Source organism: Mesorhizobium sp. M0189 (assembly GCF_040322135.1).
In the GTDB taxonomy this organism is placed as follows: Bacteria; Pseudomonadota; Alphaproteobacteria; order Rhizobiales; family Rhizobiaceae; genus Mesorhizobium.
Genome location: NZ_JAMYSW010000003.1, coordinates 147,239 through 163,019 on the forward strand (window position 1 = coordinate 147,239; position 15,781 = coordinate 163,019).

Here is a 15,781-nt window from a genome sequence, read left to right on the forward strand (position 1 = left end):
ACTGAAGCCAAATGGAGACAGAGCCATGTTCGGAATTTTCAATGACGACGATGCGCCTTCCCTGGAGGGGCTGCTCTATCCGACGCAGACCCGTATCGGCACCGTCTGCGTGTTCGGCGGCGCCCGCGCCGGCAACGACCGGCGCCTCGCGCAAGCGGCCGCGGCGCTGGGCCGCGAAATCGGCAGTGCCGGCATCCGCCTCGTCTATGGCGGCGGCGGTGAAGGGTTGATGGGCGCCGTGGCTTCCGCGGCGGCAGACGCCGGCGGCGAGGTGATCGCGATTGCGCCGCACTTCCTTCTGGAGCGGATGCGGATGCCGCGCGGCGTCGCCCAAATCATAGCGGTTCCGGACATGCACATGCGCAAGCGGCTGATGTTCGACTATGCGGATGCATTTGTAGCGCTGCCGGGCGGAATCGGCACCATCGAGGAACTGGCCGAAGTGATGACCTGGCGCAAGCTCGACCGGCACGACAAGCCGATCCTGGTCGCCGACTTCTTCGGTTTCTGGTCGCCCTGGCTCGACCTGCTCGATCATCTCGAGGAGGCGGGGTTTCTCAGCGGCCACGTGTCGACGGCATGTCTTGTTGCCGACGTGCCGGCGGCAATCCTGCCGATGCTGCAGCGCGGCGTCTGCTTCACGCAAACGCAGCAAGGCGCGAGTACCGTCGGGCGCACCGCTCAATCTCTGGCACCCGTGGCGACACCATGACCGGAGCTGTCGATATGAAGGACCGCTTCGAAGCCATAGCGAACCCAAGCTGCCGGTTCGATATCTGGGACAATGAGAGCGGCGAGCCCGTGGTCCATCGCGGCCGATTGCTCTCCTTTGCCACGACCAAGACGGCGGAGCGGATCGCCGGCTTCCTCAACGAGACAGCCGCGGCCGGTGAGGCCGAGCCGGCCCGAGAAGGGCCGGGCAAGGCTTAGACCAGTCCGCGCTTGGCCATCATTGCTTCCGGTGAAGGCATCTTGCCGCGGAAGGCGGTGTAGAGTTCTTCGGGGTCCTTCGAGCCGCCGGCGGCGTAGATGTTCTTGCGCAGCCGCTCGGCCAGCGCCGGGTTGAACGGATCGCCTGCTTCCTCGAAGGCGGCGAAGGCGTCGGCGTCGAGCACTTCCGACCACATGTAGGAATAATAGCCGGCCGAATAGCCATCGCCGGCAAAGATATGGCCGAAATGCGGAGTGCGGTGACGCATCGCGATGGTGTCCGGCATATTGAGCCTTTCGAGCGTTTCGGCTTCGAAACGAAGCGGCTCTTGCGGCGCCTCCGGGCGCGCATGGTAGGCCATGTCGACCAAGGCCGAGGCGGTGAACTCGACCGTGGCGAAGCCGGCGCCGAAGGTGCGCGCCGCCAGCATCTTGTCGACCAGCGCCTTTGGCATCGGCTTGCCGGTCTTGACATGCAGCGCATGTTTTTCCAGCACCGCCGGTACCGTCAGCCAGTGCTCGTAAAGCTGCGAGGGCAGCTCGACGAAATCGCGGCTGACCGAGGTGCCAGCGACCGATGGCCAGGTGACGTCGGTCAGCATACCGTGCAGGGCATGACCGAATTCGTGGAACAGCGTCTTGGCTTCATCGACCGACAGCAAGGCGGCCTCGCCGGCCGGCGGCTTGGCGAAATTCATGATATTGTAGATGACCGGCTTCGAGCCAGGACCAAGCTTATAGCCGGATTTGAGTGCACTCATCCAAGCGCCGGAGCGTTTCGAGGGTCGCGCGAAATAATCGGCGAGGAAAAGGCCGCGCTCGCTGCCGTCGGCATTCTTCACGACGAAAACACGTGCGTCCGGATGCCAGGTGGCAATGCCCTTCTTTTCCTCGAAAGAAATGCCGAACAATCGTGTCGCCACGTCGAAACAGGCGTCGATGATGCGGTCGAGCTGCAGATACGGCTTCAGTTCGGCCTCGTCGAAAGCGAATTTCTCGGCGCGCAGCTTCTCCTGATAGAAGCGCCAGTCCCAGGCGGCGAATTTTTCATTGCTGCCGGCCTCGGCCGCCAGCCGCTGCAATTCGGCCTGGTCGGCGGCGGCCTTCTCCAATGCCTTTTTCCAAACCGGGTCGAGCAGCGTATGCACCGCCTCCGGCGTCTTGGCCATTGTGTCGTCGAGCTTCAACGCGGCATATGATTCGTAGCCGAGCAGCTTCGCCTTTTCGGCGCGCAGGCGCAGCATGTCGCGCACTACGTCCGTGTTGTCGGTGGCGCCGCCATTCTGGCCACGCATGGTGAAGGCGCGGAACGCCGTCTCGCGCAGGTCGCGGCGTTCTGAGAAGGTCGAGAACGGCTCGTAGATCGAACGCGACAAGGTGACGGCGTAGCGGCCCTTCTGGCCGCGCATCTCGGCGGCTTCCGCCATCGAGCTTTTCAGGAATTCCGGCACGCCGGCAAGGTCAGCCTCGTCGAGGAACAGCGCCCAGTCGCGCTCGTCGGCAAGCAGGTTCTGGCCGAAATTGGTGCCGAGCGACGACAATTCCTCGTTGATCGACGCCAGCCGCTTCTTGCCTTCGGCGTCGAGCCTGGCGCCAGAGCGGACGAAGTTTTTCCAGGTCTTTTCCAAGACCCGCAGCGTTTCGGCATCGAGCTTCAAAGCATCGCGGCGCTGATAGAGATCGTCGATGCGGGCAAACAGTCGCTCATTCATCGAAATCGCCGAGAAATGCCGCGACATTTTTGGCGAGATGTCGCGCTCCAGCGCCTGGATCGCCTCATTGGTGTGGGCGCCGGCGCGGCACCAGAAGATCGACGAGACATGGTCGAGAGCCTCGCCGGCGAGTTCGAGTGCGGCAAGTGTATTGTCGATGGTCGGCGTCTCGCCGTTGCCGGCAATCGCCTCGATCTCGGCCTCATGCGCCTTCAGGGCCGCGTCGAAGACCGGAGAAAAATCGCCGTCGCCGATGCGCGTGAAATCGGGCAGGCCGAGCGGCCCTTGCCATGCGGTCAGCGGATGGGCGGCGAGGTCGACGGTGGACGGCATGGGCAAACTTTCGCTGAGTGGGTGGGAGAAGCGGATCGTCACCGATGTAAGGCGCCGGCCGGTTCCACGCAACAGCGCCTGGTAGCGCTGAAGCGTGCCCACATGGTGCCGTGAGTATCGTTCGAGCCGAATTTTATGCCCACCAAGATATTATCTTGTAACCTGCATTTTCCTTCGACTGAGGCTTCCACTCGTATCCTGACACCCGATCCAAAGGAACCTTAATGAGAGTAGAATTCTATGGTCTCACCTTCGACCTGCCTGCTGGATGGGTAGACATAGCCAGCGATCTTCCTGAGGGATCGCCACCTACCTTAGCCAAAGAAACGGACGGCTGCGGCGCGATTCAATTCTCTATTGCGAAGTATCGTAGCGGAGAAAAGCCAAACGTAGACTTTAACGTTCTGAGAACATTTATGATTCAGTTTTGTCACAATAATTCCATAGATGTAGGACATATCACAAACATCGAGTCTGACGGTATAATCTCTGTTGGCGTATTGTCAGAGACCGGGGATCAATTGACATCTGCCTGGTATTTGTCGAATGGGAATGATGTTGTATTCATGACATACGTGGGGATGGCTAATGATACGGATTGTCTGAAAGAATTGGGCGTTGCCAAAGCAATCGTGTCGTCTATATCGTTTTAGGGACTTCGATATCGGGTGGAATTACGGGAATTACGACAACAGTGCACTTTTTAGACGTGATAACGCGGGCAATTCCAGCGACCGTCACCAAAAAGTCGCGGGCGAAAAAAGCCCGTCAGTAGCCGTCGCAGTTTTCGGCGATCGCGGCTTGCGAGCTAGCGGTGATCTGGTCGTTGGCGACCGCAAAGGTCTCCTGCATCAGCATGTCGTTGCTGGGAAAATCATAGCAGGCGATCACAGTGGTGACGCCGCCCTCGGATTTCTCAATCCGGTGGCGGATTTCGGCCCCGGCGACGGCACCTTGCCACTCGGCGATCGAGGCGATGAATTCCTGCTTGCTTTGCACGACGCCGAGGTCGTCGAGCTTGATGCGGACGTTGTCGGCAAGCAGGTCCGACAATTCGGTGCGGTCGGCGACGAGCAGTGCCGAATACCAGCGGTCGATGATCGCGCTGTCGTCGGCGCGGGCGAAATCTACCGAGCACAGCAGTGCTGCCGCCGCGAACGCGACCGGAATTCGCACCATGCCTTGTCTCCTACTCCGTCTCCGGCCGCTCGAAATCGCCGGTCTCCTTGTTCATCACCCAAAGCTCACCGGTCGAAATATCGAACCAGGCGCCGTGCAGCGATAGCCGCCCCTTGCCTTCGAGGATCGAGACGCAAGGGAAGGTACGCAGATTGGCGATGGAATATCGGATCGATATGCGCTCCAGCGCGGTCTGGCGCTCGGTCGCGGTCATGAAGGTGCTGGACGATACGGTCTCGGCCGCCGGCGCGATCAGGCTCATCCATTTGCCGATGAAATCACCCGGCGACAACGGCGCGGCCGTGGTGTCGAGTGCCGCGCGGATGCCGCCGCAGCGGCCGTGGCCCATCACCACGATGTTCTTGACCTTGAGGCTCTGCACGGCAAATTCGAGCGCTGCCGATGTCGAGTGGAACTGATCGTCGGGCGCATAGGGCGGCACCAGATTGCCGACATTGCGCAGCACGAACAGTTCGCCCGGCCCAGCATCGAAGATCGCTTCGGGCGCGGCGCGGGAATCGCAGCACGCGACGATCATAGTTTCCGGTGCCTGGCCTTCCCGGGCCAGTGCGCGATAACGCCCGCTTTCGGTCAGATAGCGGCCACTCATGAAATTGCGGTAGCCGGTGAGAAGATGCTCGGGAAGATGGGGCATGGGCAGCGGCGGGAGCCTTTCCGGGTTAAAGGCACGGTTCAATCCCGAAAGGCTCTAGCGCATCGGCCCGAAAATCGGAACCGATTTTCGGAAGGCGGGACGGCGTGGTTTCGACGTGCCAGCCCGTACTTTGCATACAGGCGAACGAACGCCGCCATTAGTCGGCCTCAGAACCGCAGTTTGGCGACGGCGCGCAGCAAAAGCCAGTAGAACAGGCCGGTCGCGCCGACCGCGAGCAGCATCGCCAGGATGAAGCCGCTGGGGCTGTCGGTGAATGGCAGCCCGCCGGTGTTCATGCCGAATATGCCGACGATCAGGGTGCCCGGCAAAAGCAGCGCGCTCATCACTGCCAGCGCCTTGAGGCTGCGGTTCGATTCGTCGGCAAGCTCGGCCGCAAGCTCCTCCTGCAGCAGCCTTGCCCGGTCGTTGATCATGACGACCTCGCGGTCGAGCCGTTCCAGGCGGGCAGCAAGCCGGCGCAGAACTTCATGTGCGCCGGCGGAAAGGTTCCAGGCGGAACGGTCTTCATCCTGGAAAAGTGCTGCCAGGGCCGAGATCGGCCGATGCAAGGATACGGCAAGGCGGCGCACATCCTTCAGCTGTCGTCTTTCGTCGGCAAGCCGCTCGGTCACGAGATGGTCCTCGACCGCATCGAGCCGCTTCGTCGCCGCGGCGAGCCGCAGGCTGGTGGTCTTGCAAAAAGCCATGACCAGCGTTTCGAACAGCTCGAATGCTGTGGCGGGCCGCAGCCCTGCGGCAAGGGCGGTGTGCACTTCCTCCACCGCCGCCAGCGGATGGCGCCGGCCGGTGACCAGCAGCCGCTCCGAGACCGCAAAATGCAATCTGCCGATGGTCGTCGACTGATGGGCGATCTCGCCATGCAGGTCGGCGGAAATGCCGTGGACGACGCCATTCTCATGCGCCAGCACCAGGCTGTCCTCATGTCCTTCGAGGATTGCATGAGCCGACGCCGGCAGCGCGCAGGCATGGCTGACCCAGGAATGGGCGCGCCGGTCGACAAGGTCGACATGCAGCCAGACCCAGCCGTCCAGTGAGGCCAGCGCGGCCTCTATGTCCCGGGGCGCCAGCGATTCGGGAGCTTTGCCGGGAGCGGCATGATAGGCCCAGACCAGCCCGGGGGCATGATGCTGGTCGTCCGCGGCAAGCAATGTCAGATGCGATGCGTCATTCATGGCCGCCGCCGAGACAATGCACGTTCAGGATCCGGGCGGCGCCGGAGCCGGCGCCGCGACATTCTGGCCAAGTCCTATCCCCGCTCAGAATATCTGGCGGAAGATGACGAACAGCACGAAGGCAAGACAGATGGAGACCGGAAGGGTCAGTATCCAGGCCATCAGCATGTTGCGCACTGTCGACCATTGCAGGCCCGAGCCGTTCGCCGCCATGGTGCCGGCAACGCCCGACGACAGCACATGGGTGGTCGAGACCGGCAGGCCGAGATAGTCGGCCGATGCGATGGTCGCCATGCAACAAGCTCTGCGGACGCACCCTGGCCGTAGGTCAGATGGCTTTTGCCGATCTTCTCGCCGACGGTGACGACGATGCGCTTCCAGCCGACCATGGTGCCGAGGCCGAGCGCCAGCGCGATGGCGACCTTGACCCAGAGCGGGATGAACTTCGTCGCGTTGTCGACCGCCTTGTGATAGGTCGTCACCGCCTTCAGGTCGTCGACCTCCATCGGCAGCAGCTTCTTCTTGTCGATCAGTTTCAGCGCTTCACCGATAAGATAGATGTTGTTGCGGGCGTTGCTGACCAGCGTTGTCGGCAGCTTTTCCACGGACGGATAGGGCGACAACATTGCGCTAGTGTCGTGGATGAAGCTCTGCAGGGCAGGCGTGGTTTCGTCCTTCCAGGTCTTGGTGCGAACGGCGTCACCGACCACGGTTGCCGCGTCGGTCACGGCGACGCCGGGCTTGACGTATTTGCCCAGTACCGTTTCGACCTGCGTCGCTGCGGACTTGTAAGCTTCGAGATAGTTCACGTCCGGTGTGCGGTTGAGCGCGAAGGCGGTCGGCACCACGCCGATCAGGATGAGCATGATGAGGCCCATGCCCTTTTGCCCGTCATTGGAGCCGTGGGCAAAGCTGACGCCGGTGCAGGTGAAGATGAGCAGCGCCCGGATCCACAGCGGCGGCGGAGCGCTCGACTTCGGCGCCTCGTAAAGCTCGCGGTTCCTGACCAGCAGCTTCATCACCAGAAGCAGCAGCCCAGCCAGGCAAAACCCGACCAGCGGCGAGATCAGAAGCGACAGGCCGACATTGCTTGCCTGCGACCAGTCGATGCCGCTGGTGATGGAACCGGCCGGCGCCGTGAACTGGTTGGCGAGGCCGACGCCGATGATCGAACCGATCAGCGTGTGCGAGCTCGAGGCAGGCAGGCCGAGATACCAGGTTCCGAGGTTCCACATGATCGCTGCGACCAGCAGCGCGAAGACCATGGCCAGCCCGGAGCTTGATCCGACCTGAAGGATCAGTTCGACCGGTAACAGCGAAATGATGCCGAAGGCGACCGCCCCGGTGGCGGTGAGCACGCCGAGGAAGTTGAAAAAGCCGGACCACATCACTGCAAGCTCGGCCGGCATGGAATGGGTGTAGATCACCGTTGCCACCGCATTGGCGGTGTCGTGAAAACCGTTGACGAATTCGAAGCCGAGCGCGATCAGCAGCGCCAGGCCAAGCAGGATCCACGGCACCGCGACGGTGCTGGTCAGGTCCTGGCTGAGCGCGTAGCCGACATAGGCAAGGCCGCCCAGGATGATGACGGCGAAGGCCGGCAGAAACCATTTGCCGGTGCTGTTCGGCCGGTCGAGCGGATGCTCCGGCCTTGGAATTCCTGCTTCGCTGGAAACAATATCGACCATACCCCCCTCCTCTTGCATTGCAGCAAAGAATGGGAGGACGCTAGGTCGGCACAATGAAGCCTGTGTGACAGCAGGGCACTTTGAGATTGGAGTAGATAGTGCTGGACGGGGGGTCCGGATCTATTCCGCGATCTCAAGCAGGGTCGATATCAGCAGCCGGCGCTCGTCGGCGGAGAGAATGTCCGAACCGAACAGGTTCATGCTGCGAAGCCCTTCGATGGCGAGATAGCAGACCAGCAGCGCCTTGAGATTCGGCGTCTCCTGCTTCAGCCGCTCGAACACTTGCCGCCTGAACGATTTTATCGGCGTCAGGAAATCGGGATCCTCGGCAATCGCCGAAAATATCCAGGATGCCGACGGTTTCGACTCCTCGGCATGCTCGGCCGAAAGCCTGATATAGGCCGCAAGCGGGCTCTCGCCGCTGACGCCGTTGGTGCGGGCGGCCTCAAGCGCCTGTTGGAACGCGCTGAGGTAATCCTCCACCAGCGCCTGCATCAATTTCGCCTTGGTCGGGAAATTGTAGAGAAGACCACCCTTCGACACGCCGGCACGGCTGGCGACCGCATCCAGCGACAGGCTGCCGGGACCCGTCTCGCGCGCCACGTCGGCGGCGGCGGCGAGGATCTTCTCGCGCGAATTTGTTCTGCGGGCCTTCATCAATCGTTCCCCATTCATTAGCTTAAGCGGAATTGACAAGACCGTCCAGACGGTACAGTAAGATTGCCGTCATTTGAAATTGGGACCAGTCACAGGTATGTGTTCCGGTCATCCGACCGTTATGCTGGGCCATGGCCGAGGGGACTGTTCGTGATCAAGCGCTTCATCATCGCCTTCATTCTGCTCGTGCTGGTGTGCGGCGGCATCGTCGGATTCAACCTGTTCCGCGACAATGCGATCAAACAGTTTTTCGCCACCATGAAGCCGCCGGCCGCGACCGTGTCGACGGTCATCGTCAAACCGATGTCCTGGACGCCCGGCGTCGAGGCGATCGGTACTGTCAGTGCCGTGCGCGGCGTCGACCTGACCGTCGAAACCGCGGGTATCGTCAAGGACATCCAGTTTCATGCCAATCAGAAGGTCGCCGCCAACGCCGTGCTGCTGCAGCTCGACGATGCCGTCGAGCGGGCCGACCTCGTGGCGTCGAAGGCGCAAGCCACATCCGACCAGACGACGCTGATGCGCGCTCTTGAGCTGCAGAAGCGCGGGGTCGGCACCGACGCTACGCTGGACACGGCGCAGGCGGCAGCATCGGTCTCCTCCGCGCAGGTAAACAAGCTGCAAGCGGTGCTCGACCAAAAGCAGTTGACGGCCCCTTTCAAGGGCACCGTCGGTATTCCGAAAATCGACATTGGCCAGTATCTCACACCCGGCACCGCCGTGGTGACCTTGCAGGACATGGACACGATGCGTGTCGATTTCACCGTGCCGGAGCAGCAGCTTCCGCTGCTGAAGATCGGACAGACGGTGCGGCTGGGCATTGGCGGCGGCGACATGCCGTTCGCCGGCAGCATCCGCGGTATCGATCCGAAGATCGACCCGACGAGCCGGCTGGTGACGGTGAGGGCGGAGGTCGCCAATCCTGAAGGCAAGCTGACGCCCGGCCAGTTCGTCCAGGTGCGTGTCGAACTGCCGGAGGAGAACAACGTGCTGGCGCTGCCGCAGACTGCGCTGACCTCCAGCCTGTACGGTGACTTCGTCTTCGTGGTGCGCCCGGCCAAATCCGCAGAAGTCAACGGCGCGGCTCCCGAGGCAAAGCCGGAAGAAAAACCAGCCGCGGATGCTGCCAAGCCCGCTGCCGAAGCACCCGCGGCAAAACCCGAAGAAAAGCCGGGCGCTACCCCAGCCAAACCGGCAGCGGAAGCCAAACCGGCAGCGGAAGAACAGAAGCCGCAGCTCGTGCTCGCCCAGGTGTTCGTCAAGCCAGGCCGCCACAACGCCGGCCTGGTCGAGATCCTGGAAGGCATCCAGCCCGGCGACGAAGTCGTTACCGCCGGCCAGAACCGGCTCTCCAACGGCATGTCCGTTGCCGTCGACAACACAATCGATCCGAGCAAGCCGGGGAACCAGCAGGCAGCCCAGCAATGAGCTTTTCCGACCTCTTCATCCGCCGCCCGGTCCTTTCGACCGTGCTTGCCTGCATGATCCTGCTTCTGGGTTTTCAGGGCATCTTCAACCTTTCGATCCGGCAGTATCCAGAGGTTGAAGAAACGGCCATCACGATCACCACGGCCTATCCCGGCGCCAGCGCCGACCTGATCCAGGGGTTCATTTCCGCGCCGATCGCGCGTGCTGTCGCTTCGACCGAAAACATCGATTATGTCACGTCGGCGAGCCGGCCGTCATCCAGCACCGTGACAGTGCAGATGAAACTCGGCTCCGACCCCGACGTTGCGCTGAACGAAGTCCTGTCGAAGGTTCAGAGCGTTCGCGGCGATCTGCCGGACGAAACCAAAGACCCGGTGATCGTCAAGGGCACCGGCCAGCAGTTCGCGATGATGTACATCTCGATGCAGAACCCGAACATGACGCCGGAACAGCTCACCGAATATATCGAGCGCGTCGTGCGGCCGCGTATGTCGACGGTCGAAGGTGTTGCCGACGTGCAGATTTTCGGCGCCGCCGAATATTCGATGCGTGTCTGGATCGACCCGATCAAACTGGCGGCGCGCGGTGTGACGGCGGCGGAAGTGCTGACCGCCATTAACGAATCGAATTTCCTCTCCGCGCCCGGCGATACCGAAAACGAATATGTGGCTTCCTCGATCACGGTTCGCTCGACCCTGCAGACGCCGGAGGCTTTCGCTGCCCTTCCGCTCCGCTCGAAAGACGGCAATGTGGTGAGACTGCGCGACGTGGCCCGCGTCGAACTCGCCGCGGTGAACACCGACACCAGGGTCACCTTCAACGGCAAGCCCGGCATCTTTCTCGCCATCTTTCCGACGCCGGCCGCCAATCCACTGACCACCGCGGCGGCGATCCACAAGATTGTGCCGACGATCCAGGAGACGCTGCCGCTCGGCATGACGATCGAGATCGTCTATGACTCGACCGAGCAGATCAGCGCGTCGATCGAGGAGGTGTTCAAGACCATCGGCGAGGCGGTCGCCATCGTCATCGTCGTCATCCTGCTCTTCCTCGGCTCGTTCCGCTCGGTGCTGATGCCGATCGTGACCATTCCGCTGTCGCTGATCGGCGTCTGTTTCCTGCTGTTTTCTTTGGGTTATTCGATCAACCTTTTGTCGTTGTTGGCCATGGTGCTGGCGATCGGACTGGTTGTTGACGATGCCATCGTGGTGGTGGAAAACATCCACCGCCACATGGAGGAAGACGGCTTGTCGCCGATGCAGGCGGCTTTCAACGGCATGCGGGAGATCTCTTCCGCCGTCGTCGCCATGACGATAACGTTGGCCGCCGTGTTCGCGCCGCTGGCCTTCACCGGCGGCCTGACAGGCGCACTGTTTCGCGAATTCGCGGTGACGCTTGCCGGCTCGGTGGTCCTTTCGGGTGTCGTTGCCCTAACCGTCACGCCGATGATGTCGGCACGCATCCTGAGGGCCGGCTCGCACAGCCGCTTCCAGCGCATTGTCGACAACACGTTCGGGCGCGTCGAAAACGTCTATGAGCGGCTGGTCAGCGGCTCGCTGAAATATCGCCCGGTGACGCTGATGATCGTCATCGCACTGGTCGCCACGACCGGCTTCATGTTCACCAAGACCGCGAGCGAACTGGCGCCGGAAGAAGACCAGGGCTTCTTGCTGTCTATTGTGAACGCACCGCGCTATGCGACGTCGGACTACACCGAGACCTATGTGAACCAGATTCTCGGGCTGGTGAATGATATCCCCGAAACCAGGGCGCGGTTCTCCGCCGTCGCGTTCCAAGGCCCGACGAACAGCGCTTTCGTCGGCTTTGCGTTCAAGGACTGGGCCGAGCGCGCGCGCAGCTCGAAGGAACTTCAGGAAGACATCACTGCCCGCCTTGCCAAGGTGGCGGGCGTCGAGGCTTTCGTCTTCGCACCGCCGACACTGCCCGGCTCCGGCGGCGGCCTGCCAATCACGATGGTGGTGCGCTCGACCGGCGAGGCCTCCCAAGTGTACGAGGCGGCCGAGAACATCAAGAACAAGGCGCAGGCCTCCGGTCGCTTCCTCGCCGTGCAGAATTCGATGTCCTACGATGCGCCGCAAGTGACGGTGACGATCGACCGCGACCGCGCCGCGGCACTCAACCTGCCGATCGCCGATATCGGCCGGACGCTGACCCTCTTGGTCGGTGGCGCCGAGGTGGCGCAATTCGACCGCGAATCCAACAGCTACGACATCATCCCGCAGGTGCCGCAGAGCTTTCGCGACAATCCCGAAAAACTGGGGGAGTATTTCGTGCGCAGCGTCTCGGGTGAGATGGTGCCGCTCTCTGCGGTGGTGAAGATCTCGACCAACGCGTCGCCGGCGGCGATCGAGCAGTTCAACCAGTTGAATTCCGCAACGATTTCCGCCCTGCCGCTGCCTGGCGTCACCACCGGCGACGGTTTGAAAGCGATCGAGGATATCGCCAAGGAGAGCCTGCCCGACACTTTCTTCATCGACTATACCGGCCAGTCGCGGCAGGAGAAGCAACAGGGCTACACGATCATCATCGCCTTCGCGGCAGCCGTTCTCGTCATCTATCTGGTGCTGGCGGCGCAGTTCGAAAGTTTCCGCGATCCGTTGATCATCATGATGGCGGTGCCACTCTCGATCTTCGGCGCGATCGTGCCGCTTAATGTCGGGCTCGGCACCCTCAACATCTACACCCAGGTCGGCTTGATTACGCTGATCGGCCTGATCACCAAGCACGGCATCCTTCTGGTCGAGTTCGCCAACCAGCAGCGTGAAATGCACGGCATGCGGCGGCGCGATGCGATCATCGCGTCGGCCAAGGTGCGGCTGCGGCCGATCCTGATGACGACGGCGGCGATGGCGCTCGGAGTGGTGCCGCTGATCATCTCCAGCGGCGCTGGTGCCGCGGCACGCTATTCGATGGGCCTGGTGATCTTCACCGGCATCCTGGTCGGAACCATGTTCACGCTGTTCGTGGTGCCGATGTTCTACACGTTTATCGCCAGCAAGGACCTGCCGCATCACGCCGAAAAGCCGGACCCCAAGCTGATGCCGGTGATGCCGGATTAGATTGTACTAACATTGCACAATAAAGAAGGCCGGATTTCCGGCCTTTCTTGGGAGCTACGAAAAGCATCGCTCATTTGACGATGACGATGCTGGTGTTGGCCGGGCCGAAGACCTCGACGAGCTGATAGAAATCGGCGGCGTTGTCCGGATGCAGACGCACGCAGCCATGCGAGGCCGGCTGGCCGAGGCGCTTGATGGCGCTTGTCGCATGTACGGCGTAGCCGCCGCTGAAGAACACCGAATGCGGCATCGGGGCGTTGTCGTATTTCTTCGAATACCACATTTCATGCATGCGGGTCGGCTTGAACGAACCGGTCGGCGTGACGTGCGTCCTGTCGCCGGTCGAGACTTTCCAGGCGAATGTCGGCCGGCCGTCGACCAGGATTTCCATGGTCTGCTGCGATAGCGACACACGCGCGACGATCTTGTTGGCGGCGGCGTGGGCTGCGCTGTTGCCGGCACTGACAAGCAAGGCAGCACCGGTGATGACGGCGGCGGCGATGTTGATGAGCTTGGCGGAAATGGCGGTGTACATGATGTCTCCCCTATTCTGCCGGTCGGGGCCGGCTCAATTCGATGACCGGCTTATCGGGGCATCCTGTTTCAAGTCGATTTCGCTAGATGCTCGTTTGTGTTTCGATTCTGTTTCCCCTGGTTAACAGAAAACGCCGTGCAAAGCGGCTTACAGCTGTTGGACGTCGTCATGACAGCGGCGGCGTGTTTGCCTAAGCGGATCAGCCAAACCGCGGCACGAATACGCGATTGTCTTTCGTTTGAGAGGAATTCCACCTGACTCCGAAACCGAGCTGCAACAAAGCGCGGCCTCGGCGGCATGATCCGGATACAGCGAACGGGCAAAGTTGACGTAACGAAAACAGCGGGCAACGAACGATCGGAAGCCAACACTGTTTTCGCTACGGTCTGGATTGTCTGGACAGTTTCCAGCCTGCGCGTCGACCGGCTCAAGCCCCTCTGGCGGGGGCGGCTTAGAGTCGTTGAGGATGCGCGGCGCCTCCGGCAACTTGCAGCCGAGAGGACCGAAGGCCCGCGCCGCAACGGGGGGCTCCGCTGGCGGCGCGGGCGCTTCGGGGGTTCCCCTGAAGCGCCCGTAAATCCCAATTTTGAGGAAAGAACAGGATGAAAACGAAATTCGCCGCTTCCGTGCTTTCTGCCCTGCTCTACGTGCAGGGCCTGCTCGGCATTGCCGGCCTCGCAACCGTGCTGCTGAAGGAACGTGCGCATGCCGGCGAGGTCAGCACGAACAGTGACATGCCGTCAGGCCCGTCGCTTCTCGTGGTGCGCTGAGGAAAGAGCATCGGACCAAAAGTGGGAACCGGTTTTGGGAAAATCCGATACTCAAAAAAAGGGGTGGCTGTCCTGCATTCAATCGGCGAATTGCGTTGGCGGATCGAACCGGTAACCCGCACCCCGTATGGTGGTGATGGTTTCGGTGTCGAGCTTGCGGCGCAGCCGCACGATGCGCGAATCGATCGACCGGTCGAAGGCTTCGGCATTTTCGGCGGGCGCGGCGGCGATGATGTCGTCGCGCGTCAGCACCTTGCGCGGGCTGGCCAGGAACAGCCTGAGCAGCGCCACCTGCCCGGGGGACAGCTGTTCTTCCGTGCCCGAGCGGTGCATGACGATGGCCGACCGGAGATCGACGGTCGCGTTCTCCAGCACGATCAATTCCCCGGCGCTCCTGCCGCGCCGAGCCAGCAGGCCGCCAACGCGGGCGGCAAGCTCCCTGACATTGAGCGGGCTTTCGACGACGTCGGCGGCGCCGAGCTCGAGCGCCAGCACTTTGTCGACCAGATCGGCCGGGCGGCAGATCAGGATGAAATCCGGTCCACCTTCGCCGCCATGTCGCCTGAGCAGGTCGCGCCCCTCCGCCTGGCTGACGCTGTCGCCGACAACCACGACATCGATGCCCTTTTCCGAAAGCAGCGATTCGGCTTCCCACGGCTGTCGCGCGGCGCGGACGTCATGACCGCGTCGCTTGAGATGATCGGCGAGATCGGTCGCAATTACTTCAGCGACGGAAACAAGCGCGATGACGGATCGTGCAGCCATGTTTTTCTACCCCGCATACGGCAACCCAAGAAGAGTGCTGGACATCATGTTTATACCCAATCTACTTTCCGCTGAAAGCGGGAGCGAACGCATCGTGCGGCCACGAATTGTCATTGTCGAGGACGAGCCCGACCTGAGGGACGCGGTCGCCGAGTATCTCGGCGCCAGCGGCTATGATGTGGCCACGGCCGAAAGTGCGGCGGCGGCGCGCGACCTGTTGGAAGCCCAGTCCTTCCATCTGGCCATTCTCGACATCGCCATGCCGGGCGAGGACGGCCTGTCGCTCGGCCGCTGGATGCGGTCGAAAATGCCGATCGGCATCATCTATGCGACGGCCGCCGGTACCGCGCTCGACCGCATCGTCGGACTGGAGCTCGGCGCTGACGACTACATCGTCAAGCCTTACGAGTTGCGCGAAGTGCTGGCCAGGGTGCGCAGCGTGCTGCGCCGCGTTCCGGAGCCGACCGAACCACAAAAAGCCAAGGCTGAAACATCCGGTGGCCGCCGGTCCGTGAGCTTCGGCGCCTTTCACGCCGACCTCGACGGCAGGCTCGTCACCGGCGCCAACGGTGCGGTCATCGACATGGCCAAGAGCGAGTTCGACGTGCTGGAGGTGTTCCTTACCCGCGCCAACCGGCTGTTGACGCGGGCGGCGATCTCCGAGGCGATCGGTTTCGTCGAGGACGCGGAATCGTCCCGCGCCGTCGACATCCGCATCATGCGGCTGAGAAAGAAGATCGAGGCGGATCCGGCCAATCCGAAATTCCTGCGCACGGTGCGCGGCGAAGGCTATATCTTCTCGCTGCCAGCCGGCGAAAATAACTGAGGCCTGGCGGCTTGAGCAAGCCACGGCCAG

The 15,781-nt window shown here is 62.1% G+C and carries 14 protein-coding genes and 1 pseudogene; 7 read left to right on the forward strand and 8 right to left on the reverse strand.

Translation table 11 applies throughout. The features are described from left to right. Positions 1 to 25 precede the first annotated feature (25 nt). A complete protein-coding gene (locus tag NKJ09_RS06450; protein WP_352494101.1) occupies positions 26 to 712 on the forward strand; it encodes an LOG family protein in 687 nt (228 codons plus the stop codon). Further along, the gene (locus tag NKJ09_RS06455; protein ID WP_023721327.1) at positions 709 to 930 is read left to right on the forward strand and encodes a hypothetical protein; all 222 of its coding nucleotides are present in this window, start codon (positions 709 to 711) and stop codon (positions 928 to 930) included. The genes NKJ09_RS06450 and NKJ09_RS06455 overlap by 4 nt, the downstream gene beginning before the upstream one ends. Here NKJ09_RS06455 and NKJ09_RS06460 read toward each other — a convergent pair. Continuing rightward, entirely contained in the window at positions 927 to 2,981 is a 2,055-nt protein-coding gene (locus NKJ09_RS06460; protein WP_352494232.1) for a M3 family metallopeptidase, read from the reverse strand. The two genes, NKJ09_RS06455 and NKJ09_RS06460, sit on opposite strands and share 4 nt — an antisense overlap. A gap of 218 nt (positions 2,982 to 3,199) precedes the next feature. Here NKJ09_RS06460 and NKJ09_RS06465 point away from each other — a divergent pair, with 218 nt between their 5' ends. Further along, complete coding sequence (locus tag NKJ09_RS06465; RefSeq protein ID WP_352494102.1) at positions 3,200 to 3,628, forward strand: hypothetical protein; 429 nt, start codon at positions 3,200 to 3,202, stop codon at positions 3,626 to 3,628. A 115-nt stretch (positions 3,629 to 3,743) separates the two neighbouring features. Here NKJ09_RS06465 and NKJ09_RS06470 read toward each other — a convergent pair whose 3' ends face one another. The 5 genes and pseudogenes from NKJ09_RS06470 to NKJ09_RS06490 form a co-directional block, all read right to left on the reverse strand. After that, positions 3,744 to 4,154 carry a nuclear transport factor 2 family protein gene (locus NKJ09_RS06470; protein WP_352494103.1) on the reverse strand — a complete coding sequence of 137 codons (411 nt, stop codon included), beginning with the start codon at positions 4,152 to 4,154 and terminating at the stop codon, positions 3,744 to 3,746. A gap of 10 nt (positions 4,155 to 4,164) precedes the next feature. Then, positions 4,165 to 4,809, reverse strand: a complete 645-nt coding sequence (locus NKJ09_RS06475; RefSeq protein WP_023721324.1) for a carbonic anhydrase — start codon at positions 4,807 to 4,809, stop codon at positions 4,165 to 4,167. 167 nt (positions 4,810 to 4,976) lie between these two features. Then, positions 4,977 to 6,002, reverse strand: coding sequence for a transporter (locus NKJ09_RS06480; protein ID WP_352494104.1), 1,026 nt, complete (start codon positions 6,000 to 6,002; stop codon positions 4,977 to 4,979). Positions 6,003 to 6,086: 84 nt separating this feature from the next. Beyond that, positions 6,087 to 7,690 (reverse strand): annotated as a pseudogene (locus tag NKJ09_RS06485) (inorganic phosphate transporter). A gap of 120 nt (positions 7,691 to 7,810) precedes the next feature. Next, on the reverse strand, positions 7,811 to 8,347 hold the full coding sequence (locus NKJ09_RS06490) for a TetR/AcrR family transcriptional regulator (protein ID WP_352494105.1): 537 nt from the start codon (positions 8,345 to 8,347) through the stop codon (positions 7,811 to 7,813). Between the two features lie 150 nt (positions 8,348 to 8,497). Here NKJ09_RS06490 and NKJ09_RS06495 point away from each other — a divergent pair, with 150 nt between their 5' ends. Both NKJ09_RS06495 and NKJ09_RS06500 read left to right on the forward strand, forming a co-directional pair. Further along, positions 8,498 to 9,775: an efflux RND transporter periplasmic adaptor subunit gene (locus NKJ09_RS06495; protein ID WP_502895831.1), complete on the forward strand. Its 1,278-nt coding sequence runs from the start codon at positions 8,498 to 8,500 to the stop codon at positions 9,773 to 9,775. Next, the gene (locus tag NKJ09_RS06500) at positions 9,772 to 12,855 is read left to right on the forward strand and encodes an efflux RND transporter permease subunit (RefSeq protein ID WP_352480983.1); all 3,084 of its coding nucleotides are present in this window, start codon (positions 9,772 to 9,774) and stop codon (positions 12,853 to 12,855) included. Before NKJ09_RS06495 ends, NKJ09_RS06500 begins: the two co-directional genes overlap by 4 nt. Before the next feature lie 70 nt (positions 12,856 to 12,925). Here NKJ09_RS06500 and NKJ09_RS06505 read toward each other — a convergent pair whose 3' ends face one another. After that, positions 12,926 to 13,390: a L,D-transpeptidase gene (locus NKJ09_RS06505; protein WP_023721319.1), complete on the reverse strand. Its 465-nt coding sequence runs from the start codon at positions 13,388 to 13,390 to the stop codon at positions 12,926 to 12,928. 602 nt (positions 13,391 to 13,992) lie between these two features. Between NKJ09_RS06505 and NKJ09_RS06510 the strand changes: the two genes are divergently transcribed. Beyond that, on the forward strand, positions 13,993 to 14,160 hold the full coding sequence (locus NKJ09_RS06510; protein ID WP_023721318.1) for a hypothetical protein: 168 nt from the start codon (positions 13,993 to 13,995) through the stop codon (positions 14,158 to 14,160). Positions 14,161 to 14,238: 78 nt separating this feature from the next. Here NKJ09_RS06510 and NKJ09_RS06515 read toward each other — a convergent pair whose 3' ends face one another. Then, positions 14,239 to 14,925, reverse strand: coding sequence for a response regulator transcription factor (locus tag NKJ09_RS06515; RefSeq protein WP_023721317.1), 687 nt, complete (start codon positions 14,923 to 14,925; stop codon positions 14,239 to 14,241). A gap of 46 nt (positions 14,926 to 14,971) precedes the next feature. Here NKJ09_RS06515 and NKJ09_RS06520 point away from each other — a divergent pair, with 46 nt between their 5' ends. Next, a complete protein-coding gene (locus NKJ09_RS06520; protein ID WP_352494233.1) occupies positions 14,972 to 15,751 on the forward strand; it encodes a response regulator in 780 nt (259 codons plus the stop codon). The last annotated feature ends 30 nt before the right edge of the window (positions 15,752 to 15,781 follow it).